Source organism: Streptococcus sp. 11273D007BT (genome assembly GCF_053547195.1).
In genome coordinates this window covers 283,732-308,545 of the sequence record NZ_JBPWPE010000001.1, presented here as the reverse complement: position 1 = coordinate 308,545, position 24,814 = coordinate 283,732, and the positions used below count along the sequence as shown (strand labels likewise).

General features: G+C 40.2%; 21 protein-coding genes. 5 read left to right on the top strand and 16 right to left on the bottom strand.

The genetic code is table 11. The features are described 5' to 3' along the window. Position 1: 1 nt before the first annotated feature. The 6 genes from ACEE75_RS01735 to ACEE75_RS01710 all read right to left on the bottom strand — a co-directional run bounded on the left by ACEE75_RS01735 (position 2) and on the right by ACEE75_RS01710 (position 7,848). Positions 2 to 757 (bottom strand): SseB family protein, encoded by a 756-nt coding sequence (locus tag ACEE75_RS01735; RefSeq protein WP_354367579.1) that lies wholly within the window; start codon positions 755 to 757, stop codon positions 2 to 4. Then, positions 747 to 2,882 carry a polyribonucleotide nucleotidyltransferase gene (pnp, locus tag ACEE75_RS01730; RefSeq protein WP_447574396.1) on the bottom strand — a complete coding sequence of 712 codons (2,136 nt, stop codon included), beginning with the start codon at positions 2,880 to 2,882 and terminating at the stop codon, positions 747 to 749. The genes ACEE75_RS01735 and pnp overlap by 11 nt, the downstream gene beginning before the upstream one ends. A gap of 255 nt (positions 2,883 to 3,137) precedes the next feature. Further along, positions 3,138 to 4,460, bottom strand: coding sequence for an accessory Sec system glycosylation chaperone GtfB (gene gtfB, locus ACEE75_RS01725; protein ID WP_447574395.1), 1,323 nt, complete (start codon positions 4,458 to 4,460; stop codon positions 3,138 to 3,140). Further along, on the bottom strand, positions 4,457 to 5,965 hold the full coding sequence (gene gtfA, locus ACEE75_RS01720; RefSeq protein ID WP_447574394.1) for an accessory Sec system glycosyltransferase GtfA: 1,509 nt from the start codon (positions 5,963 to 5,965) through the stop codon (positions 4,457 to 4,459). Before gtfA ends, gtfB begins: the two co-directional genes overlap by 4 nt. Before the next feature lie 328 nt (positions 5,966 to 6,293). Then, the gene (gene rpsO / locus ACEE75_RS01715) at positions 6,294 to 6,563 is read right to left on the bottom strand and encodes a 30S ribosomal protein S15 (protein WP_008535715.1); all 270 of its coding nucleotides are present in this window, start codon (positions 6,561 to 6,563) and stop codon (positions 6,294 to 6,296) included. Between the two features lie 106 nt (positions 6,564 to 6,669). Beyond that, entirely contained in the window at positions 6,670 to 7,848 is a 1,179-nt protein-coding gene (locus ACEE75_RS01710) for an MFS transporter (protein WP_447574393.1), read from the bottom strand. 91 nt (positions 7,849 to 7,939) lie between these two features. On the opposite strand from ACEE75_RS01710, the gene ACEE75_RS01705 reads away from it, so the two are divergent. The 3 genes from ACEE75_RS01705 to ACEE75_RS01695 all read left to right on the top strand — a co-directional run bounded on the left by ACEE75_RS01705 (position 7,940) and on the right by ACEE75_RS01695 (position 9,844). Beyond that, a complete protein-coding gene (locus ACEE75_RS01705; protein WP_447574392.1) occupies positions 7,940 to 8,587 on the top strand; it encodes a cyclic nucleotide-binding domain-containing protein in 648 nt (215 codons plus the stop codon). A gap of 66 nt (positions 8,588 to 8,653) precedes the next feature. After that, positions 8,654 to 9,268 (top strand): peptide deformylase, encoded by a 615-nt coding sequence (gene def, locus ACEE75_RS01700; protein WP_354367567.1) that lies wholly within the window; start codon positions 8,654 to 8,656, stop codon positions 9,266 to 9,268. A gap of 15 nt (positions 9,269 to 9,283) precedes the next feature. Continuing rightward, positions 9,284 to 9,844, top strand: coding sequence for a nucleotidyltransferase family protein (locus tag ACEE75_RS01695; protein ID WP_447574391.1), 561 nt, complete (start codon positions 9,284 to 9,286; stop codon positions 9,842 to 9,844). A 6-nt stretch (positions 9,845 to 9,850) separates the two neighbouring features. Here the strand turns inward: ACEE75_RS01695 and ACEE75_RS01690 are convergent, their stop codons facing one another. The 4 genes from ACEE75_RS01690 to ACEE75_RS01675 form a co-directional block, all read right to left on the bottom strand. Then, complete coding sequence (locus ACEE75_RS01690; RefSeq protein ID WP_447574390.1) at positions 9,851 to 10,705, bottom strand: VOC family protein; 855 nt, start codon at positions 10,703 to 10,705, stop codon at positions 9,851 to 9,853. A 195-nt stretch (positions 10,706 to 10,900) separates the two neighbouring features. After that, entirely contained in the window at positions 10,901 to 11,527 is a 627-nt protein-coding gene (locus tag ACEE75_RS01685) for a thioredoxin (protein WP_427894874.1), read from the bottom strand. A gap of 174 nt (positions 11,528 to 11,701) precedes the next feature. Next, a complete protein-coding gene (locus ACEE75_RS01680; RefSeq protein ID WP_447574389.1) occupies positions 11,702 to 11,893 on the bottom strand; it encodes a hypothetical protein in 192 nt (63 codons plus the stop codon). A 12-nt stretch (positions 11,894 to 11,905) separates the two neighbouring features. Beyond that, positions 11,906 to 12,238 carry an isochorismatase family protein gene (locus ACEE75_RS01675; RefSeq protein WP_447574388.1) on the bottom strand — a complete coding sequence of 111 codons (333 nt, stop codon included), beginning with the start codon at positions 12,236 to 12,238 and terminating at the stop codon, positions 11,906 to 11,908. 133 nt (positions 12,239 to 12,371) lie between these two features. Between ACEE75_RS01675 and ACEE75_RS01670 the strand changes: the two genes are divergently transcribed. Continuing rightward, entirely contained in the window at positions 12,372 to 12,716 is a 345-nt protein-coding gene (locus ACEE75_RS01670) for a winged helix-turn-helix transcriptional regulator (protein WP_447574387.1), read from the top strand. 40 nt (positions 12,717 to 12,756) lie between these two features. Beyond that, positions 12,757 to 13,761, top strand: coding sequence for a YeiH family protein (locus tag ACEE75_RS01665; RefSeq protein WP_427894870.1), 1,005 nt, complete (start codon positions 12,757 to 12,759; stop codon positions 13,759 to 13,761). A 47-nt stretch (positions 13,762 to 13,808) separates the two neighbouring features. Here ACEE75_RS01665 and ACEE75_RS01660 read toward each other — a convergent pair whose 3' ends face one another. The 6 genes from ACEE75_RS01660 to ACEE75_RS01635 form a co-directional block, all read right to left on the bottom strand. Further along, positions 13,809 to 14,348 carry an NADPH-dependent FMN reductase gene (locus tag ACEE75_RS01660; protein WP_447574386.1) on the bottom strand — a complete coding sequence of 180 codons (540 nt, stop codon included), beginning with the start codon at positions 14,346 to 14,348 and terminating at the stop codon, positions 13,809 to 13,811. 70 nt (positions 14,349 to 14,418) lie between these two features. Further along, complete coding sequence (locus tag ACEE75_RS01655) at positions 14,419 to 14,859, bottom strand: MarR family winged helix-turn-helix transcriptional regulator (protein WP_354367551.1); 441 nt, start codon at positions 14,857 to 14,859, stop codon at positions 14,419 to 14,421. Positions 14,860 to 14,990: 131 nt separating this feature from the next. After that, positions 14,991 to 15,593 carry a nitroreductase family protein gene (locus ACEE75_RS01650; RefSeq protein WP_447574385.1) on the bottom strand — a complete coding sequence of 201 codons (603 nt, stop codon included), beginning with the start codon at positions 15,591 to 15,593 and terminating at the stop codon, positions 14,991 to 14,993. Positions 15,594 to 15,863: 270 nt separating this feature from the next. Next, positions 15,864 to 17,423: an LPXTG cell wall anchor domain-containing protein gene (locus ACEE75_RS01645; RefSeq protein WP_447574384.1), complete on the bottom strand. Its 1,560-nt coding sequence runs from the start codon at positions 17,421 to 17,423 to the stop codon at positions 15,864 to 15,866. A 279-nt stretch (positions 17,424 to 17,702) separates the two neighbouring features. Further along, positions 17,703 to 22,097, bottom strand: a complete 4,395-nt coding sequence (locus ACEE75_RS01640) for a PolC-type DNA polymerase III (protein WP_447574383.1) — start codon at positions 22,095 to 22,097, stop codon at positions 17,703 to 17,705. 96 nt (positions 22,098 to 22,193) lie between these two features. After that, positions 22,194 to 24,629 carry an LPXTG cell wall anchor domain-containing protein gene (locus ACEE75_RS01635; RefSeq protein ID WP_449164817.1) on the bottom strand — a complete coding sequence of 812 codons (2,436 nt, stop codon included), beginning with the start codon at positions 24,627 to 24,629 and terminating at the stop codon, positions 22,194 to 22,196. Between the last annotated feature and the right edge of the window lie 185 nt (positions 24,630 to 24,814).

The window sequence follows — 24,814 nt, the reverse complement described above, 5'->3', positions numbered from 1 at the left end:
TTTACTGTTTAATCATTTCCCAAGTCAGCATCACCATGTCCTCATTAAAAGGATCAATCACAATGCCCTTGGTATCATCAATATCATTTTCACCCATTTCTGGATGGATCAAATCTGCTATTTTCCAAGTCATCACACGCCCTTGGGCTTGCCTAAAGTTCCCACCGAAATCGTCTTGATTGTACCATTTAGCAAAGCTCATCAAATCTGAAAAGACCGGCACATAACTCTCGCCATCTGGATTAGACATAGTTGGAAACAAACGATCCTCGCTTCCATCCTCAGTTGGATGAATGAAAGCTGGAATCAAATAGTATTTCTCTAACTGATCTGCCGCCTTATTTTTCTCCCCCATAATATGATTCAAGGTTAGGGTAAAACTATTTACAAACTGAATCATGTCATGGCTAGCAAAAAAAGTTGAATTACCAGCATCTCCTCTTTGCTTTAAGTTAAACACTAAACCAGCTAAACCTAGCTCAATCACCTCACGCAAAACATCAAGAGCCGAGCGTAATACCCACTCTTGATTTTTAGCACTGGCTTGACTTTCTTGAAAGGCTAGGCAGTCTTCCTCATCTGTAAAAACAGGGGTCACACGCTTGCCCTCAATCTCCACTGCATAAGCTTCTTTACTAGCTAGGACAGGAAAAGCATGGAAACAATTGACGAGACCAATACTTTCTAAATAGTTATCTGGTGCATTGATAAAGGCACGCAAACGCAGATCAAATTCTTTATTTAATTTATTTGTCATGGCTTTCTTCTTTTTTCTCTACTTTTGGTGGACGTGGTAAAAGAGCTTTCATTGAAGCATCGACACGTCCTTTATCGTCAACTTTGATAACTTTAACGGTAACCACATCTCCAACCTCAACAAGGTCCTCAACACGATTAACACGGCTCCAAGCCATCTCTGAAATATGAACAAGGGCATCCGTCTTATCAAACAAGTTGACAAAGGCTCCGAATTTTTCGATCCGCACCACTTTAGCTTCATATACTTCACCAACCTTAGCTTCACGTACAAGGTTAGCAATAATCTCTTTAGTTCGATCAATGGCTGCTTGATCAGAAGAGTAAATTGAAACATTACCTTCTTCATCGATATCAATCTTGACACCTGTTTCAGCAATAATCTTATCAATCGTTTCGCCACCTTTACCGATAACAATCTTGATCTTATCTACATCAATCTTGATGGTATCAATTTTTGGTGCTGTTGGTGCCAATTGAGGACGAACTTCTGGAATGGCTGTATGAAGGACATCCAAAATTTCAAAACGGGCTTTCTTGGCTTGAGCTAAGGCTTCTTCTAAGATTTGTGGTGTAATTCCTTCAATCTTGATATCCATTTGAAGGGCTGTAATCCCCTCACGCGTTCCCGCTACTTTAAAGTCCATATCACCAAAATGATCTTCAAGACCTTGAATATCCGTTAGGATCGTATAGTTTTGACCATCTGAAATCAAGCCCATTGCAATCCCAGCAACAGGGGCTTTAATCGGAACACCTCCAGCCATCAAAGCCAAGGTGCCAGCACAAATAGAGGCTTGAGAGGATGAACCGTTAGACTCTAACACTTCTGCAACCAAGCGGATGGCATAAGGAAACTCTTCCAAGCTCGGTAAAACTTGCTCAAGGGCACGCTCACCTAAAGCACCATGACCAATTTCACGGCGACCAGGAGCCCCATAACGCCCTGTCTCACCAACAGAATATTGTGGGAAGTTGTAGTGATGCATAAAGCGCTTTTTGTACTCGTCATCAAGACCATCTACAATTTGAGTTTCCCCCATCGGAGCAAGTGTCAAAACAGATAAAGCCTGCGTTTGCCCACGGGTAAAGAGACCTGAACCATGAACTTTAGGAAGGAAATCCACCTCTGCATCCAAAGGTCGAATCTCATCGACACGACGGCCATCAGGACGAATCTTATCTTCTGTGATTAAGCGACGTACCTCAGCATGTTCCATTTGCTCAAGAATTTCTGCAACATCACGCATGATACGCTCTAACTCTTCTGACTCAGCAAATTTTTCTTGGTACTCAGCTGTCACTTGATCTTTGACAGCCTGAGTGGCAGCTTCACGCGCCAACTTTTCTTCTACTTGAACGGCTTGTTGGAGGTCAGCATTGTACTGAGCCACAATCTCTTTTTGTAAGTCAGCATCAACTTGCAAAAGTTCAACATCCGCTTTTTCCTTACCAACAGCTCTAACGATTTCTTCTTGGAAGGCAATTAAATCTTGAATGGCCTCATGACCTTTTAAGAGGGCCTCAAGCATAACCTCTTCACTCAATTCCTTAGCCCCTGATTCCACCATGTTGATGGCCTCTTTGGTACCTGCTACCGTTAGTTCTAAAGCAGAAGCTTCTTGCTCAGCCTTGCTTGGATTGATGATAAAATCTCCATCAACATAAGCCACTTGCACGCCTGCAATCGGTCCGTTAAAGGGAATATCTGAGATAGATAAAGCCAGTGAACTTCCAAACATAGCTGCCATTGGGGCAGAGGCATTTTCGTCGTAAGAAAGAACCGTGTTAATCACCTGAACTTCATTGCGAAAACCTTCTGCAAACATCGGACGAATCGGACGGTCGATTAAGCGAGCTGTCAGGGTAGCATCTGTTGTTGGACGTCCTTCACGCTTGTTGAAGCCACCTGGAAATTTCCCTGCAGCATACATCTTTTCTTCATAGTTGACTTGAAGTGGGAAAAAATCACCTGTTGCCATCTTTTTAGACATGACCGCTGCTGTGAGTACCGTAGACTCTCCATAGCGGACAAGAACAGAGCCATTAGCTTGCTTGGCCACTTGTCCAATCTCAACGACTAAAGGCTTCCCTGCAAACCTTGTTTCAAATACTTGTTTTGACATAAATTGTCTCTCCTCAATTTGATTTCAGATACGTCCGTTTTCTACAAAGACCAATTCAAAGCTACTTTTGAACTCGGCTTTGCATAAAACCACGTATCTCGTCTATTTTACCATAATTTTCAGAAAAATGTAGAAGGATTAAGACTTAGACACAAAAAAGAGTAGAAAAGCGGCCCGAAACGATGTATTTCAAGTTCTTTTCTACTCTAAAACTTAACTAAAGTTTTTCCTAGTCTCTCTTTGAATGTTTAAACACTACCCCAGTAAAGTTTGGTAGTCTTTTTCTGTCGCAATAGACAAGGCAGCATTTTGCTCTAAAACAAGATCAGGCAGATTTTTTTGATGCGATAGGACAGACTGTAACACCGCTATCATATCAGCGACATCAGTTAGCTGATAGATATGATGTTTAGCAACATATTTTGGTTGATGAAGCGTATTAGTAAAGGCTAAAATCAACATCTGATTTTCAAATGCAGAGCGAACTGCAGATAAGATTTCACCACCTTGGTTAATATCCAAATAGATATCACACTTAGCTTGTAAGTGTTGCACCATAGGGGTCGAAATATTAGGATAGAGGGTCACATTGTCATATTTTCCTAAATCCATTAAGCGACTAGACATCTCAGTAACCGCTCCAATATGGAAATGTAAGCCCGGAAGCTGTGTCACTAAATCGCTAATATGTTCGATTTGATCGGAATTAGTAAAAATAAGAGCTTCTTTACGATTATGATTATCTCTCGCTGAAGGATACATCAAACCGAGATAAGACACCACTTCTTTTTGCTCCTCTGATAATAGCGGTAGCATTCTTTGATAGGCTTCCTTGTCTTGGACCATAACTTTGGTATGATGTGGCCCTTTTTTCACCAAGAGCTGCATATTACCTGGAATAGCATCTTTGATATCTTCTTGCCAAAAGAGCACATCTTGTCTTTCCCCTTCTAAATAATAAGCAACTAAAAATGGCGTTGACAGAGAATTATAGAAAATACCATCTAGCTTAAAGCCAGCCTCTTTTAAATAGAAGATAATAAAGTCTGTCTTGGATTTGAAAATATAAACTTTCCCTTGATAATTCAAGGTGATGTCACCTGTGTGATGATTCTCCACGATAACTTCTTGATTTTTAGCGTTAAAATAAGAGGTCAACGAAGCTTGTGCGCTGGCATTATAGACAGTTTGTGCAAACCGATAACCTTGTTTATTATAACGATCCGTTACGCGAGTAACACCTTTTTTATCATACCAGTCAACAGATTTTACCAAGCGTTTATGAGCAGGAGTTGCATAATGAATGTGCCCCTTTTTTTCTGCATAGTCATAAATTTCACCTTGACTATTGTTGCCTCTAATCTCCCAAAATTCTGGAACAGTAATCTGGTTAAAATATAAAGGAGTTTCTTCTGCCTTGGGATCAAAACCTGTAAAAAAGAGATAAGGGGACGTGACATCATTAGGAAGATACCCGTCATCATTGATGACAATGGTTGGGTTATTATAGCCTGCTACCAAAAGAGAATAATGCAGGTCCCAACTCGCTTGTGTATATGTGTCAAATAAATTTATCATCCTTTTGTCATCTCCTCAATTAGCTTATCCCAGCGTTTTTCAATATTTGTTGTTAAATAATCTTCTGCTATGCGATAAGAAAGCTCACGCATGGCTTGACGATCTTGACGTTCAAAGAAAGTAATCAAATGATCTGAAAAGGCTTTTACAATGCTTGATTCATCATCTGTTTCTGATATTGGCAATAAGTAGCCATTGTTTCTATCAGAAATAAAAGTTTGATTACCATAACGCACATCAAAGCCAATAATCGGTAAACCTGAGCCGACAGCTTCTAGCAAGGTTAAACCAAATCCCTCACTTTTTGAGGCAGATAAATACAGTTCATAGTCTTGATAAACCTCTTCTAACTCCCTGTGTCCTTTTAGGTGAATGTAGTCTTGGGCTTGTCCTTCCTCAATAATCTTATTGATTTTAGCACTTTCCCCACCAGCACCATAAATATCAAAATTCAATGCTGGAATGACTTTTTTGGCTTCAATGACTGCTCGAACTAGCCAGTCCACATGTTTTTCAGCTGCCAAACGCGAAGCTGTAATGATACTATAAGGTTTACGCTCTTGTAGTGGGCGATGTAATTGTTCTAGACTCCCAACAGGAATGGAGACAATTTTAGGAACCCATCCAACATATTGCTCAAACTGCTGGCTTAACACTTCTTTCTGACGTTCCGTAGCAGTGACAAAAAAATCAACCTTATCTGCATTAGTAAACTGATATTCATAGTAATTATTCCACAAAATCGTTTGATCTGTCACAGCATTTTCACTAAAATGTTCCGCATGAATCACAACTCCTAATTTAGCTGGCTTTGTATAGCGAAAAACACCCTGTCCTGTCTCTGTTGCACGATCCAAAATCACCACATCATCAGCCTGTAAGGCTAATTTTTGCATAAAATAGGCAATAAATTCTTCTTTTGAATTTAAGATAGCATCTGGCATACGGTAAACACGACTGTCACCATCAACCAACTCATCATAGGCAACAGAGCCATCTTCATTAAAAAATCTTCTCTGATAAAGATGGGCTTTATTATCACGAGGAGCATAATATTCAGTAAACATCTTAGTGTAAGAATAATAATCTTTTCTAATTAGGCTACCGCGTGACACGTATTCCACACGATGAACAAGGTCCTGGTCTTCCTTAATTAGGTAAGCTGTTAGGAAGGTATCGTTTTCATCATAGAAGAAACGCACTACTTTTCCATTTCTTTCTTGACGAGTCAAGTTACCATGATATTGCGCCTCTAAATCTGCTAAGGTAAATGTTGTTGGTGCTACTTTTAAATCTGTAAAAAAACCATAAAGCCAGATAATTTCATCATCCTTAAACCCGATATTACGTGTCAAGTCAGATAAGTTATCTTGGACAAAGCAATCTGTAAAGACAAACTTTGCTGGGATATTTAAATTTCTAAAAAGGTTAGCACGATAAGCTTGAGCATACTCAACACCACTACTAGCCCAACCGATACCACGATTAATGTTATAGACTGTCATTTCAATCCTTCCCTAACTTTCTACCATTTAGCATCACACTAAACTTAGTTTTCAGAAATTATACCATAAATTTAACCTAACTGAAAGTTTTGTCACATTTTCCCTCTCATTCTCCCTAGTAAAATTTCGAAAATGGACAAAAATAAAAATGAGCCATTTACCAAGAGAAATTAATCTCTTAGTAAATCACCCATTTTAATGATGCAAGAGCTCTTCAACTGAACACGACCTAAAAGCAACGAAAAAAAGATAAATTTCCTTGTGTGTATTACACACTACGTCAATTTCCTATTTTCTTCTTGCTTTCTTAACGGTCTTTGTATCTTGATTAACGACGTAATCCAAGTGAGCTAATCAATTCACGGTAACGGTTAACATCTGTACGACGTAGGTATGCTAACAAGTTACGACGGTGACCGATTTTTTTCATCAAACCACGGTAAGTAGCGTGGTCTTTTTTGTGTTGTTTGATGTGGTCGTTAAGGTGGTTGATTTCCCAAGTCAATACTGCTACTTGAACTTCAACTGAACCAGTATCACCTTCGTGACGTGCGTATTGTGCAATGATTTCATTTTTTTTCTCTTTTGAGATTGCCATGATATTTCTCCTTTTATTGCTTAATCCGAGTTTTAGGGTTTGGCTAGCCTAAAACCAAGAAAAAGTTGGTATGTCTTTTAGACATCTGTAATTGTATCAAAACTATCTATTTTTTGTCAACTGATTTTCTCCGATGCTTTAAAGCCACTCTCACGTAACTTACTAAAGAAAAACTCGCACTTAAAAACAAAAGGTAGGCAAAACTAATTCGAGGATCCTTAGAAAATTGAGCTAAATAGTGATCTACTAGAGCAGACAGACCACCACCAAGATTACACCCCAACAAAACACCTGTGGTAGCTAAGGTCAACTGAGGTTGAGGTAAGTTTTCAGAGATGTTTTGAAAAACTGACACAACTCCTGTAGTATAGATGAAACCGACTACTAAAGCTCCTAAACCCAAAAGCCAAATTGTCGTTGACTGCCACATGATATATAAACCTAGACTCAACACTAACAAAACAAAAGGCATCAAATAATCTTTAAAATACACTGATAAATAACTAAACAACATTCCTGCTGCAATCCCCATCAACATCATCAAACTTAATACCAGACTAGCTTGACGACTGCTGCCTAGATGAAACTGACTCACAACTAAAGGAATCCGCAATACGCTGACACTATTAATTAAAATCACAAAACCCGCATAAGCTGCCATAGCAAGAAGGTACAAACGTTGATGCCATGAAAAACGCGATCTCTGTATTGTCTGTTCTAGCACTTGCGTAGTCTTTTGTTTAGGCACAAAACTTAGATATAAGAGCAAAACGGCTAAAGCAAAACTATAAATCAAATATGCTAAAGGCCAATCATGTTCTGCTAGCATTCCTGCTAGGTAGGTTAAAACAGCAGAACCCAATACCTCTGTCGCCCCCCTTATTCCTAACATTTTCACCCTTTCTCTACCAGAAAAGCGCTCACTAATCAAATTGATGGCTTTAGCATTAATGAAACCAATCCCCAATCCAAGAACCAATCTCCCTAAAAAGACCATACCGTAGGATTGAGAAAAAACTGGTAACGTCCCTCCCACAGTTATTAACACTAAGCCTAAGATGATGATAAACTTATCTGATAAAGATTTACTCAAGCTAGGCATCAACAACAATACCGATAAAATCGCAAAAGAAGGCACTGAAAATAAAAAACTAACCTGACCTGCTGTATAGCCCAATCCCTGATAATACTCTAGCATCTTAGGAAGAGCAGGTGAAACCGCAAAGGTGGAAACCAACATAAACGATAAGGAGAGAAGGCTAATCTTCTCTAGCAATTGTTTCATACAAACTCCTAAACTTGTTTTTTCTACTATATTCAGTATAATCAATAGTAGAAACATCACCTATGACATCTGTCACATTTGAGGAGATAACATGAAAGAAATTGAAAAACTATTAAAAGAGTTTCAAGTAGAAACCCTATTTCCCAAACACTACTTTCCTCACCTTATCCTAAAAGAATTTTCCAAATTCGACTACCTCTGTCATCAAGATGAAGAGCTAACCACTATTTCTTACGTCTTAACAGGACGCATTAAAATCGTTAAAAAGTTAGCAAATGGAAAAGACTATATCTTGGATATCAAAAACCCTCCAACCATTATCGGAGATATTGAACTTCTAACCAACCAAACAGCCTCCTCATCTGTCATCGCTGAAACCAAAGGACTCATGCTCTCTCTTTCTTTAAATCAACAAAAAGAGGTCCTTTTATCTGATCCAAGCTTTCTACTAAGATTAGCTAAGGGCCTAGCTAACGCCTTGCATGAGCAAAACACCAAAACTTCTACCAACCTCTCTTACACCTTAAAAGAGCGTTTGGCCAGCTATATTCTCACGCTTGAGGAAGATAAACCCTTTACTCTACCACTAGCTACCCTAGCAGATTCTTTTGGTGTTAGCTACCGCCATCTTCTGAGAGTTCTAAAAGAACTCATTACCGACGGGGCACTTCGTAAGGAAAACAATCGCTACTGCATCAACGACCGAAAACGCTTAGAAAAATGGCAAATCCATGCTTAGTGGCTCACCCTTTCTTTATCCCCTATTTTGTGATAAACTGAATAAGAAATGAACAAGGAGAAACACATGTCTGTTATAAAAAAACTTACCAAAGCTAGTCATCTTATCGATATGAATGATATCATCCGTGAAGGCAATCCAACACTTCGTGCGGTGGCAAAAGAAGTGAGCCTACCACTTAGTGATGAGGATATCATTTTAGGTGAAAAAATGATGCAATTTTTAAAACATTCTCAAGATCCTGTTATGGCTGAAAAGATGGGATTACGTGGAGGAGTTGGCTTGGCGGCTCCTCAGCTAGATATTTCTAAACGCATTATCGCTGTTTTAGTCCCTAACCTAGAAGATGAAGAGGGAAATCCTCCTGCTGAGGCTTACAGCTTACAGGAAATCATGTATAATCCTAAGATTGTCTCGCATTCTGTTCAAAATGCTGCGCTTTCAGATGGAGAAGGTTGCTTATCTGTTGATCGCCCCGTTGAGGGTTACGTCATCCGCCATTCACGTGTGACCGTGGAGTATGTTGATAAAAATGGTGAAAAACAACGCATTAAATTAAAAGGTTATAACTCAATTGTGGTCCAACATGAAATCGATCATATCAATGGTATCATGTTCTACGATCGTATCAATGAAAAAGAACCTTTCAAAGTTGAAGATGGTCTGCTTTTAATTGACTAAAAATAAAGGAGCGTCATGACACAATTGGATCTTCTAAACCTCATAGCATCTAATCCTTATTTCATGACTATTTTAAACATCATCGAATCTCTTCAACTCAAGGACTGCTGGCTAGCAGCTGGTAGCATTCGAAATGCTATTTGGAACCATCTTGAGCAAAGCCCCCTCTTTGATCGAGAAACTGATCTAGATGTTGTCTTTTTTGACCCTGATCTATCTTATGAGGATACCTTATGTCTTGAGCAAAACCTCATCAAGCGCTACCCTCATTACCATTGGGAATTGAAAAATCAGGTCTATATGCATCACCATAACCCTAACACCAAGCCCTATACTAGTGCTCGTGATGCTATTTCAAAATATCCTGAAAAAGCAACTGCCCTAGCAGTACGTCTGACAGATGGTCAACTAGAGCTGTTTGCCCCTTATGGGTTAGATGATGTTACACACTTTATTTTAAGTCCTACTCCTCACTTTAGCCAAGATTCTGAACGCCTAGCCTTATTTCACAAACGGCTTCAAAAGAAAGATTGGCAGAAAAAATGGCCTAAACTAACGATAATAAATAGCGATTAGAAAAATCTAATCGCTATTTTTATATAAAACCAGCCTTGTCTTAATCCCATCAACATCAACAAATGCCACTTTGTGGCTGGACAAGTGAAGATCAAGACCAGCTGCTTGAGCTCTTTTAATCACCTCGTGAAAATGGGAGAAATCACTATAATAAATAGTATAGTAAGCTAATCCTGGCATCCCTTCCTCACGCTTGGTTAGATTTTTTCCTCCCCATTCATTGACGGCAAGGTGGTGGTGGTAGTTACCAGAAGCCAACCAAGAGGCAGATGGAACAGTGAAATTATCTCTGACAGCTAGAACTTCTTGGTAAAATTTGCTAGAAGCAGCGCTTTCTCGGACAGATAGATGGACATGGCCCATACGACTACCAGCAGGCATCTGATAGGCTGCGTCAGCTTTTTTCCCTAAAGCATAAATCGTTTCAGCATCCATTGGCTCAGATTTTCCAACAATTTGACCGTCAGCTCGAACATCCCATGCATCTTGTGGCAGGTCACGGTAAACTTCGATGCCGTTACCTTCGGTGTCGGCTAGGTAAATGGCTTCGCTGTAACCGTGGTCGCTGGCGCCTTGGAGGGGAATCTTATTGTCGATAAAGTGGCGGAAAATAGTACCTAGATCCTCACGGCTTGGTAGGACAATAGCCAAGTGGTAGAGGCCGTAGCTTTGGCTAACTTCGCCTTTCTGCTCTGTTTGAATCAGGCGGACAAGGGTGGTTTTTCCAACGCCAAGGTCAATCTGGTTAGGGCTTTGGGAGAGAACTTGGAGCCCCAAGACTTGTTGGTAAAACAGGCTTTGGAGTTCTAAATTACGGACATTGAGGGCAACATGGCCCAGTTCAAATTGGGAATTATACATGGAAATACCTGACTTTCTTAATTAAATAAAATGTATAAACATCATGAATTATTCATATACTTATTATAGAAGTTACATCTTAAAAAACAAGTACTTAATTTTAGTAAAGCTAGTATCTTTTTATGAAGTATTGTGCTAAGATAGGTAATTTGAACGAATATTTTTAACTGAAATACATTCTTTCTGATATTTTCATCAACTGAATAGGTTGCAAGCTACTTGGAAGTTTTTTTCTAAGTCATCTACTGTACGAACTTGATGAATCAGATTAAAGAATTTTCCGTCTTTTTCAAGTAACAAGGTTGGGAATGAGGAAATCTCCATTTCATAAGCTTTGATAAAGTCTGGATGTAGATTTTCTGCTTGTTTCAAGGTACTTGACAAGTCTTCCATAGCTTTTTGGGGTAACTGATAAGTGTCGATGATGCTGGCATAACTATCTGCTTGACTGAGATCTAGCCCATGTTCGAAAAACAATGTTTGAATATCCAATGTCAGCTGAGCAAGCTTGTGTGGTTCAACATAGTTTTTCAAAACGGAGTAGGCTCTAGCGGGACCAAGGGAGTCCATGGTAAAGTCCTTATCCTTAAACAATTGATTATAAGCTTCACCAAAAGTCATTTGGTAATAGGTTTCGATTTGTTTGTTGATGGTCTGTGCTTGCTTAAAATCAGCCATTTTCTTTTTATTATCTCCGACAAACAAGCCTCCGTTAATGACTTCTATCTCTAGGTCAGGATGGTGTTGCATAAATGTTGTGAAAATATGGTTAAACCCGTAGGTCCAACCGCAATAAGCATCTATGATGTAATAGAGTTTCATATGAAATTCCTTCCTAATGTTTAATATACAACTAGTATAGTCGATACATTGTTTTTTACAAGTACGATTTTTTTGAAAAGCCAGTATCTTTTTCTAAAGAATTGTTTCATATCAAGGCAAAATTTAGTTTAATTTTTCACACAAAAAAACTAGAACCGAAGTTCTAGTTGCACCTTATTCTCCTTTTAGATTGGATAGCACGGCTTCAACTTGGACTACTTGCGCAAAGGCATTGCCCCATACTGTTTCATGGTGTTTACGGATGGTTGGTGCAGATACCGTTTCTGTGTCAAAGGTATTGGTCAAGCCTTCTGGCACAATGATCTTATAACCATGCTCAAAGGCTACACGAAGAGTGGTGTCCACGCAGTATTCTGTCTACATTCCAGTGATTAGCGGTTGCTCAATGTCTTGCTGATCCAGATAGTTTTTGAGGTCTGTGTCCTTAAAGCTACTTGCAAATGTTTTATCAATGATTTTTTCATCATTTTGTGGTGCAATCTGATGGTGAACTTGCCATTCAGGTGTACCATTTTTCATATTGCCATCATTGTGACGAACATAGATGACTTCAATGCTTGCTTCACGCGTTTGGTGGATAAAAGTCTCAAGTTGATTTAAATAATCTTGAGCGTGATAAGGATTGAGTCCAATTAGAAATTCTTGCACATCAATAACCATAAGGGCAGTTTTAGGGTGTTTATTTGCCATATCTTTTCTCCATTCTTTTCTGCTTTTGCAGTTTATGGTATTATTGTAATAAGTACAACAACTAATACAAGTACGTTTTTTTAGACTAGTCACTATCTTTTTGGATAGTATCACGTTAAATAAAGGAGAAATGATGCCAACTTTTACATCTCATACCGTGCCAGAGTGTCCTTATGTGGCGACTCAAAGTGTTTTATCAGGGAAATGGAGTATGCTACTTTTGCACCACATCGAAGAAGGGCCGATTCGTTTTAATGAATTGCACCGTCGATTAACAGGGATTTCCCAAGCAACCTCGACCAAGCAATTACGTCAATTAGAAGACGATGGCTTAATTACGCGTAAGGTCTATGCGCAAGTTCCACCAAAAGTGGAGTATGAATTAAGCGAGATCGGTCAAGAATTTAAGCTAGTTCTTCAACAAATTGAAAGCTTTGGAGACAAATATATCAACTTTGTTAAATCTAAACAAGATTAACCCTCCTAGACTGACAAATAAACTAACAGGTACTATTTTTATGATCAGAAAACTTCCAGGATTTTTATCTTGTCTTCTCTTAGCTCTCCCAGCTTGGATGTTAGGTCAGGTTTTTCCTTTGATAGGAGGGCCTGTTTTTGCGATTTTTATTGGAATGGGAGCTAGCCCTTTTCTAACAAAACAGGATCAGCTAAAAGAGGGCATCGCTTTTTCTTCTAAAATCATTTTGCAATTAGCAGTGGTTTTATTAGGATTTGGACTCAATCTTCAACATATTTTAACAGTTGGTATCAGCTCACTCCCCATTATTTTGACAACTATTCTCACTGCCTTAGGTGTCGCTTATCTCTTTTTTAAAACCAATAAAATCAACTCCCACCTTGCCACACTCATTGGAGTTGGCTCATCTATCTGTGGAGGGTCTGCCATTGCTGCAACGGCTCCTGTCATTGAAGCAGATGAAGAAGAGGTGGCTCAAGCTATTTCTGTCATCTTCCTTTTTAACATCTTGGCCGCTCTGCTTTTTCCAAGTCTTGGGCAAGCCCTAAACCTCTCTCACGAAGGGTTTGCCATCTTTGCTGGAACAGCTGTCAATGATACCTCATCTGTCACAGCCACAGCTAGCGCTTGGGATAGCCTTCATCATAGTCACACTTTGGAAGCTGCCACTATTGTCAAACTAACACGAACTCTTGCCATTATCCCTATCACCTTTGGATTGGCCTTGTTAAAACAAAGAAAAAATCAAGGCTACCAAGGAAAATTTCAGCTCAAGAACGCATTTCCGAATTTTCTTCTTTATTTTATCTTAGCTTCTCTTACAACCAGTTTATTAAGTGCCCTAGGTTTTGAGTTAACACTTTTTGATTCCCTCAAGACCCTCTCTAAATTTTTTATTGTTGTTGCTATGGTGGCCATTGGAGTGAAAACCAATTTCCCCAAACTTCTTAAAACGGGGTCAACAGCCATCATTCTTGGCGCTTTTTGCTGGCTAGCTATAATCTGTATGGATCTTTTGGTCCAATGGTTACTAGGGATTTGGTAAATCAAAAAAACTAGGTCGTCCACCTAGTTTTTTTTAATAAGAGAAGATTATGCTTCAATCAATGCCAATGCTTGTTTTTCTAAGCTTTCAATCACATCAGCTGACAATGTCAACTCACCTGTCGCCCAAGCTTCATCATTAACACGGCTAGCGGTAAAGTCACCGACCACTTGAGTACGAATAAACGGAAGAAGGGCTTGATAAGCTGCAAACAATTGATCATGTCCACCATTAGCTACAGAGGATACTGTAACGATTTTATCTTGAAGGGCTGATGCTCCTGTTGTATCTGAAAGATCAAGAGCGCGGCTCAACCAGTCTAATAAGTTTTTCACAACACCTGGAATAGCAAAGTTGTAGATTGGAGAGAAGATCCAAATCGCATCTGCTTCTACCACTGCATCACGCGCTGCTTGAACAGCTGGTAAAACAGGTGTTTCTAAATCTTGGTTAAACAAAGGTACTTCCTTATAGTTCAAATAGCTCACTTGCGCTTTTCCTGCCAAAGCTTTTTCAGCTTCTTTTGCCATTTGGTGGTTGAATGATCCCTCACGAAGTGAACCAACGATAAATAATACTTTTTTCATCTGTTTGTCTCTCATTTCTTTTTATAATATTACTATATAGTAGTATATAGCTCGAATAAGGTTTTGTAAACTATTTTGCCTCAGATTTTTTAAATTTTTTTAAAATCGTAATCAGACTTGACTTTTCCTCATCTGTCAAATGAGCAAAAACTTGATTAACACTGGCAATATGCTGAGGTAAAATAGCCTCAATCAAATCTCGACCAGTCTCTGTCAATCCTACAACAGACGCCCTACGATCATCTGGTGAAACCTGACGATAGATCCAACCATGACGTTCCATATTTTTAATCACCACTGTCATATTTCCTGATGTCGCCAACATGCTATCAATTAAACGACAGATTTTCATCTCTCCCTTAGTATAAAGCACATCTAAAACACCAAATTGAGTAGGCGTAATACCATAATCTTTAAATTCTGAATAAACCTGACTATCAATACTTCTCATCGCTTTACGCAAGACAACCATTGTTTTGACGGATAAATTCTTATCCAATTCCTCTCCCATGATATCCTCCTTTTTCTCTTGCTATTCTTTTCTATTATATCATTTATATTACCACTAATTAGTATCAATTACAAGAAAAAGCAAACTGAATTCAGCTTGCTTTTCATTTTTTATTCCTGTTAAAGGGAGATTTAGTTCCCAAAAACTTTAACGCGATCAGAATCTACCATGTATTCTTTTTCTGCTGCTGGAGCTGCAATGCTACCGAATGGTGCTTGGGCACGGAGTTTCCAGTTGGCTGGAATACCGTATTTTTCAGCAACTTGTGCATCTACCAATGGATTGTAGTGTTGGACGTTCATGCCGATATTTTTCTCAGCAAATGCCAACCATACTGCGTACAAGTTGATACCGTGTGCTTGCTCAGACCAGATTGGGAAATTTTCAGCGTAGAGTGGGAAGTTCGCTTGAAGCCCTTCAACAACGGCTTGATCCTCAAAGAAGAGAATAGTACCAGCACCAGCTGCAAAGCCAGCCAAGCGTTCTTTTGTCGCTTCAAAAGCTTCTGCAGGAGTTACTTTTTCCAATTCGCTGTAAGCAATTTCATTCCAGAAAGCGTCTGACTCAGCACCGAAAAGTACAACGGCACGGCTTGATTGTGAGTTGAAAGCTGATGGAGATTCTTTCATTGCTTTCTCAACGATAGCCACTACTTCTTCATTTGACACTGGTAGGTCTTTACCAAGTGCATAGATAGAACGGCGTTTTTCTTGTAAATCTGTAAAGTTTGACATAGGATTTCCTCTTTCTTTTTATACTAATTAGTGATTAAAAATACTATATAGTAATATTACGCCTTTTAAAAATATTTGTCAATCGTTTTGACTATTATTTTTTCTTCTAGAAAAAAACGAGTTCCCCTTACTTCCAACCAGGTCAGTTAGGGGAACTCGTTGATCTCTCTATCTTATAATAGGACACTAGACTCTCAACACCAATACCACTACATTGAGAAATGGTGCTAAACTTTTTTACGCTACCTCTCTTAGCTATTGCTTTTGAAATTAATGATTTTTACGACGTAATTGTCCAAAACCAAGAACACTTAGCAAGGCCAAGCCCAATGCTCCTAGAGGTGAAGACTGATCTTCGCCTGTTTTTGGCAATTGTTTTTCTTTGTTTGATGCAACCAAGTTAGTTGATTGAGATGGCGAACCAAGTGTCTGAACTTTTTCCTCAGATTTTTTAAGACTTGTTAGAGAAGTCACTTGTTTCGGCTCTGTATGACCTTTTTCTTCAAGAACAAGGTCTTCACGGACCAAAGGTTTTTCAGGTGTAGGGGTCTGAGCCACTCCTTCTTCAACAGCTGGCTGATCTTGTGATGGTGTTTCTTTAGGAATCTCTTTAATGACAACCTCATTAAATTTTTGACTGATGGTATTTAAAGATCCTCCGCTAGCAATAATAGCTTCTACTTCCTCTGGTGTGTAGATAGACTCTAAATACCAAAGACTAATACTTTGATTTGGAGTCAAACTCACAGCAGGTGTTAAATAACGAATAGCTGAGTCAACACTGCTTGTCATACGACGATCTGCTGGTAAATTAGCACCCTTAACCTGTTGACCCAAAACACTGCCTCGATTTCTCCAGTTTAATGCATAAGAAGTACCATCTGACAACATACGGGTAGATAAAAATGTTTCTCGATCAGAGAAGTACGCACCTCCACTACCATCAGAATAAAGGTTAATATCATCGTCGGCATTTAACATTGTATCTAGTAAAACATAGTACTGTTGTTTGGCGTAAGTTAAATCGCTCTTATTGGTAAAGGTTGTGCGGTGAATAATGTTACCAGATGTTGTCAAACTAGCAACTTCTTCAATTTGTAGATTAGGAGCTAGTGGATTAGTTGTTAAAATCGTAGATTTGATTAAAGCTGTGCCACTCGTGTTTTTCGCGCTATAATAATCACGATTCACATGTTCCTCACCTACTGCAACAAAACTGCCTTCACCTGAACTGCCTGTTTGTGTCACACCGTATTCAGATGTCCTAGACGAACCATCCAAGTACGAATAAGTGTAAGGTGTTTCTTTGGTTTCAGTGGTCACAAAGTTTGAAAAAAGTGGGTCATCAGATTCAGATGTTTTATGCGCATTCACCGTAAAGTTAGTATTGTTACGATCCACCTCTACACTAACGACGGCTTCGTTGGCACTAGTAGCAGGGTCAACCTTGCTCCAAGTAGCTTGATCAATCTCATTGTTAAAATGATTGATCACTTCCGCATTGGTCTGTAAGGTCACCTCTTTTTCCACATTGGTCACAACTGTTTCTGTTTCTACTGGACTTGTCTCAGTCACAGTAGTCTCAGCTCCAGAACTAGGAACAGCTCCACTATCAGAAACAGTGGTTGAAACTCCCTCAACTGGTGCTGCTACAGGTGCAGAATCAGTTGTTGTACTCGTTGAAGCTACAGCCGGCTGAGAGACTTCTTCTGCTTTAGCAAGGCTCACATTAAGTCCACCAACAGCGACAGTCGCTAATCCTAAAACAGCCCATCTAGATAATTTAGCTGACCGTTTCAAATGATGCCTAAATTTCTTTTCTCTTCTCATAAACACTCCTCCTTTTACTTTCCCCATCATTTTATACTAAGTTTTATAATATGTCCAATGATTTTGTGCTTTTAGATTTATTTTATCCACATGTATTCGGATACAATTTAATATTGTGATCTGATAAATAAAAAGCATAACACTTTATTTCAAGTGCTATGCTTTTTAAACCATTTGATTTAGTGCAAATAAGTAACTTATCACATCGAATGTCTGCTACAAGCCCTGAGAAAGTGATAGATTTTCTCTTTGACTTTCTATGCTCTTAGTATCTTATGTTTAAAAGAAGTCATCAAAGAGGCTGAGTTGGTTGTCTTCTGGCATGTTGCCTAGAATGCCCATATCTGACATTTTTTCGACAAGGGTACTTGAGAGACCACCACGTTTTCTGAGTTCGGTTTTTGATAAGAACTCACCTTCACTTCTTGCTTTGACCAATTGTTTCGCAACGTTTTCACCTAAACCATCCATAGCCACAAATGGTGGGATAAGGGTCTTGTCCTCAATTTGAAACTCTGTGGCATGGCTCTTATAGAGGTCTAACTTCCCAAACTCGTACCCTCTCTCTAGCATTTCATTAACAAGCTCAAGCGTGGTATAGAGGTCTTGCTCGACATTTGAAGCTTCGTTGTTTTTCTTTTTCTCAGCAATTTCTGCCATCTTAGCTTTGACAGCTTCAAGACCGCCACTCATGGTTTTGAGATCAAAGGCTTTGGCACGAATGGAGAAATAAGCACAATAATAATAAATCGGATGATGAACTTTAAAGTAGGCCACGCGCAAGGCCATCATCACATAAGCTGCTGCATGGGCTTTGGGGAACATGTACTTGATTTTTCCACAAGACTCGATGTACCAGTCTGGCACATGATTATCTCGCATGGCTTGGATATAACCGTCACGCTCTTCTTCAGAGATTTTCAACCACAACCCTTTCCGCACGCGCTCCATGATGTTAAAAGCCATCTTAGGTGGGAGACCTGCGTGCATCAAATAAACCATAATATCATCACGACAACCGATAACGGTTGACAGGTTGGCAATCCCTTGCTTAATCAAATCCTGTGCATTTCCTAACCAAACATCTGTACCGTGTGACAAGCCTGATAACTGCAAAAGCTCCGCAAAGGTAGTAGGATGTGTCTCATCCACCATTCCACGAACAAAGTTCGTCCCAAACTCTGGAATCCCCAGCATCCCTGTTGAAGTGCCAATTTGCTCTGGTGTGACCCCTAAAACCTCTGTGCCAGAAAAGAGCTGCATCACCCCAGGGTCATCAGCTGGAATATCTTTAGGATCAATCCCTGATAAATCCTGTAATTTCCGAATCATGGTCGGATCATCATGTCCCAGAATATCGAGCTTCAAGACGTTTTCATCAATATCGTGGAAGTTAAAGTGGGTCGTCTGCCACTCTGCTGATAAGTCATCAGCTGGGTATTGAACAGGGGTAAAATCATAGACATCCATATAGTTTGGAATAACAACAATCCCCCCTGGGTGCTGACCTGTAGTACGCTTAACCCCCGCAGCTCCCATAGCCAGACGATCAATCTCAGCATCACGGTAAAACTTACCATAATCACGTTCATAGCCTTTAACAAAGCCATAAGCTGTTTTTTCAGCGACCGTACCAACTGTCCCTGCACGAAAGGCATACTCTGCCCCAAAAATATCTCGAACATCCAAATGGGCAGAAGGTTGATCATCCCCTGAAAAGTTCAAGTCAATATCAGGTACCTTGTCCCCATCAAAACCAAGGAAGGTTTCAAAGGGAATATCTTGACCATCTTTTTTATAAAGAGTCCCACAGCTCGGACAGGCTTTATTGGGTAAGTCAAACCCTGATCCGTAGGAGCCGTCTGTAATAAACTCTGATGCCTGACAGTTAGGACAGACATAGTGCGGTGGCATGGGGTTAACCTCTGTAATACCAATCATGGTTGCCACAAAACTTGAGCCAACCGAACCACGAGATCCCACCAGATAACCCCGTTCATTTGAGCGATTCACCAGCATCTGTGATGCCAGATAGATCACGGCAAAGCCATTCCCCAAGATAGAGGTCAGCTCTTTTTCAATCCTTAAATCAATAATATCAGGTAAAGGATTGCCATAAATCTCAAAGGCTTTTTGATAGGTCAACTCAGCGACCGTTTCTTCTGCTTTTTCAATATAAGGCGTGTAAAGGTCGCCCTTAACCACTTCAACCTCATCAAAACGCTCAAGCATGGCATTGGGATTGGTCACTACCACCTCATAGGCTAACTCTTTTCCTAAAAAGGCAAACTCATCTAACATTTCATTGGTTGTTCTAAAATGCGCTTTAGGCAAAGGAGCAGGTTGGGCATCTTCTCCTCGTCCAATGGTACGGTTAATCATCGCCCCTTGTCCCAGACTACGCACGATAATCTCACGATAGATTTCTTCTTCAGGATCAAGATAATGGACATTACCTGTCGCTAGAACAGGCTTATCGAGTGTCTTAGCGACCGTAATCAGATCACGGATAATGTTTTGAATCGCTTCTTCATCGGCGACCTGCTCTTTAGCGATAAGAGGAGCATAAAGGGCTGGTGGCATGATTTCAATAAAATCATAATACTTAGCCACTTGGATGGCTTCTTCAACCCCTTTAGATAGCACCGTATCAAAAACTTCTCCATCAGCACAAGCTGTCCCTAAAATCAGACCCTCTCGATGCGCATCTAGAACTGTTCGAGGGATTCGTGCCACGCCTTCAAAGTATTTCACGTTAGACAGACTGACAAGCTTGAAAATATTTTTTAAACCAACCTGATTTTGAACATAGATGGTCGCATGTTTAACTCGTGCTTTTTTATAAGAATCCTCAGCCACCAAATCAGTATTCAGCGATAAAAGATTGGTCAGACCACGTTGTTCTCTTGCTTCTTTTAAAAAGATAAAAAGCAAACGTCCTGTCGCTTCGGCATCGTAGTTTGCCATGTGGTGATGTTCCAAGGACACCCCAAAGCGTTTGGTCAAAGGCCCCAAACCATGTCGCTTGTACTCTGGATATAGGTTTCTTGCAAACTCAAGGGTGTCAATCACAGGCTGACTAATCTTAGGCAGACCATAACGTTCATAGTTGGCATCCATGAAACCAACGTCAAAGGTCGCATTGTGGGCCACCAGTACAGTATCTTGACAAAAGCTCTGAAACTCTGCCAACACCTGTTCAATAGGCTTTGAGCCCTTGACATGCTGATCGGTGATCCCTGTCAACTCGGTTGTAAACTGACTCAGAGGGTGCCCTGGATCAATAAACTCATCAAATTGCTCAATGATATTCCCCTTATACATCTTTGATGCTGCAATCTGAATCAACTGATTGTGCATGGCAGAAAGACCTGTCGTTTCCACGTCAAAGACCACATAAGTCGCCTCATGCAAGTCCAAATCAACCTCATTATAAGTAATAGGGACACGATCCTCAACAATATTAGCTTCTAAACCAAAGAGGGCCTTGATCCCTGCCTTTTTAGCTGCATGATAACCATGTGGGAAAGACTGAACATTACCATGATCGGTGATGGCAATGGCTGGATGTCCCCAACTCGCTGCACGTGCAATCAAGGCCTCAACAGTCGGTAGAGCATCCATGGTGGACATATTGGTATGGGCGTGAAATTCCACACGCTTTTGATCCTCAGGCATCAGGTCCTTACGATCATAGTGGACAATCTCTTTGACATCTTGCACGTTCATTGTCAAGGTCTTGGTAAAGGGATTGTTTTCAATATTTCCTCTAACCCGCAACCAAGCACCTTTGGCAATCATGTCATACTTCTTCAGCTCTTCATCATCTTTTGCCCACTTTTGCATAGCAAAGCTTGAAGTATAGTCAGTCATCTTAAAGTTGATGATATGGCGACCTGTCCGCGTGGTTTTCTTTTCAACATCAAAGACCATGCCCTCAAAGACAATGCGATTCTCCTCCATCTCCACCTCAATCATAGGTGTGATCTCTGCCTTTTCAAAGCCTGCCTGACGTGCCTGTACCTGCTCTTTATAGTTAAAGCTTGGGCTAGGCTTCTCCTCTTGCGGTGGCATAGAAGCCTCTAGTGATTTCTGAGCTTCTAGGGCCTGGTCTACCGCCTCTTGTAAGCGACTCTCTCTTGTTGAGACAAAATCATCCTTCAACTGCTCGGTCATCTCTTGGTCTGACTCCATCAAAAAGCTGACGCTCCCAAAGCCAAACCGGTCAAACTGTTGGACAAGTTTTGGCAGATGATTTTTCTTAAAATGCGTATTGTTAACAAACTGGGGTGCAGCAATGATGATTTTTTCCCCATCAAAATGAACCTTCAGCTGACTAAAGGAGCTCTTAAAGCTAGCGACCTCACAAAGCGGAAGAGTAAAAGCCTCTTGATAGTAACTTTGAAGCAACTCATCTGAAAAATCTATACGATTGGCCTTAATAGCAAACTCCGCCTTGATCTCAGCCTGCTCAAAAGTCTCCACCAACCGCTGACGCAACTCTCTATAAAGCGCAATAGGCAAAATAGTGTCAAAACGAAAATGAAAATCCCAAACTCGTGTCTTAGGATTCACCTTAACCTCTTCAATCTCTGCAGATGAAAAAGCCTCTGATTCCCTAAGATCCAGTGGCATTTCAATCTGTTCCATCAATTTTTTAAATAAGTCTGACATGGCTTTTCCTCATATTATTCTGACCTTTATTTTACCATATTTTAGGAGAATACGTAAAAATCTTCCTACTCCTAAAGAGTAAGAAGATTTTTTAGGTTATCCTTTACGTTTTCGTAACCCTCCAGCTAAACCAATGACCATTAGTCCCATCAGTGAGAAGATAGCAGTTTGGTCATCTCCTGTATTTGGCAGGCTAGCTGATTTAGCTTGATAGTTTGCTTGTGGTTTTTCTTTTAGGACTTTAGCTGAGACTTGTTTAGTGACAGCTTTGTTGTAAGCTGTTTGGATAGCTTGTTTCTCATCTGCTTTACCATCTACATAAGCAACAATAACGCCGTTTTCATCCTTGATAGCAACTGGTTGACCACCGTTTTTGATGATGGCATCGCGTTGAGCTTGGACTTCTTGCGTTTGGTATTGAGCAAGCAGATCTTCATAGATAGCAAGGGCTTCATCTGCGATAGCTTCTAGGTCTGCTAGATTTTCCTCTTCTGTAGCTAAGAGCGCTTCTAACTCTTCTAACTTAGCCTGTGCTTGAGTGAGTTGTTCCACTAGACTTGGCAAGTTAGCTTGAGCTGTTTTCATAGCCTCTAGTTGAGCTTTGGCTGTCTCAAGAGTAGCTTGAGCATTGGTGTAAGCTGTTTTAGCATCTGCGGTAGCACTTTGAGATTGACTGAGTTCTGCTTTTAATTGCGCTAGAGTAGCCTGAGCCTCAGCTAAAGTTGACTGAGCAAGAGTATCCGCCTCTTTTGCAGAAGTAAGGATTGCCTGAGCCTTAGAGAGAGCAATAGCCTTGTCAGTAGCACTAGCCTTAGCAAGAGCAAGGGTTTCCTTAGCAGACTGCAAAGCTTGCTCGTCTTGAGATAGGGTTGCTTGAGCTTCGGTAAGGACTTGTTCGTAAGGGGTTAAATCTACAAAACTACTCATTAGTGAAGATAAGTTATTCTCAGCATTTTGTAATTCTGCTTTAGCCTTAGAAACCACTGTTTGTGCCTCGTTGTAACCAGAAAGAGCAGTATCATAAGATGCCTGAGCCTGAGACAAATTAGTTGCTGCAACAGTTTGCTCTGACCTAGCTTGGTTTAAAGAAGTTTGTGCAGTTTTAATGGCAGTCTCTTTTTGATTCATTGTGTTAGTAGTTACTTTGATGAAAGTCGATACTAAACCTTTAGTATCCATAGGGTCTGTACTTTGCTCAGCCCACAAGTTTCGTACAGGATACCATCCAATATTAGCTCTTGTATAAGGGTCATAAGCGTAAGTAGAACCGTTTGAATACCCCTTCAAGACAAGCTCATGCGTACCCCCATACGGTGTGAATTTGTCTTTTTCCACTGCTACCAGCAAAGTATGTCCTTGTTTAAGAGCAGTTTCAACCTCAGATACATTAGCTAAGTTGGTAGGAGTTAACCCCCAGTTTTGTAATGCTAAATAAACACCAGTAGATGAAGCTCCTACCCCAGTTTTATTAAATTCATTTGTATTGTTGTAAAGGTAGCTTGCTACTTCTGTAGGTAGAACAGTTCTGCCAGTTAAACTTGTGATAACGTTAGCTACAGATGCAGGCACACACCCTGATAACCCCATAGTAGAAGTACCAAAGTACATAGAACTCCAACGTGGGTCAGCCTGATTAAAATAGGACATATTTTGAGGGGCTGGAGTAGATGCCATTAAGTTAGCAAAGTCATTATTTGCTGAGTTGAGAGCAGATTGACTAGAAGATACCTTAGTGTCTGCATTATTTTTATTTGCCTGAGCGGTAGATAAAGAACCTTGAGCAGAAGAAACAACAGAACCTTTGGATATAGCTTCAATCTCAGCAGTTGCTAAACTAGACTTAGCATCATCTACGGCAACTTTTGCTTGTTCTTGGTTATTTTTCAAAACAGTGCCGTCTTTAGCCGACTCAAGAGCTGACTGGGCAGAAGATACCGCATCTTTGTCGCTAGCTACCTTAGTTGTAAGGTCAGCAACGTTCTGTTCAAGAGCCGTAGTGTCCGTAGAACTACTCAAAGCATCTACTTTCGATTGAGCCTCAGCCACCGCACTAGCCGTCTCGCTAGCCTTCGTTTGGGCATCAGCGACTAGGCTTTCTTGAGAAGATACCTTATCTTGTGCAGTCGTCTCTGTCTCTTGAGCGGTTTTTAAGGCTTCTGAGGTTGCCGTTACCTGTCCTTGTGCGCTCTCAATAGTAGCTTGAGCATTGCTCAAATCTTGCTCTGTCACATTGGCTTTTGCCACTTCTGAGGTAAGAGAAGACACCACGGCTGATTGCGAGGCAACTTCTGATGAAGCTTTCGCTACCACGCTTGCTTGACTGTCTGCACTTGCTTGTGTGCTTGTCACCACCTCTGAGGCTTGCGCTAACACCTCTGTCGTCACCTTGGTCTCAGTTGCTTCCTGAGCGGTTGTTACAGGTGTTTCAGTGGTAATTGGTGCTGTTACCTCTTCTGCTTGGGCATTGGCGCTGATTGCGACCGTCCCTGCAACAAGAGCCAAACCTGATAAAACTTTTGTTTTCTTAGACATATTTTTCTCCATATTAAAAAACTTTTAGAAAGCCTTGGCTGTAAAGTCAAGGCTTGTTATATGTAGTATAACAAGCGATTTGTCAAGTATTTTAATGAAAAAAATGACGATTTTTGAAGATTTTTTTAATTCCTTATCCCTTAAAACTTAAGTTTTACGAAAGGTTGTGTTAAGCCTCGCTTAAG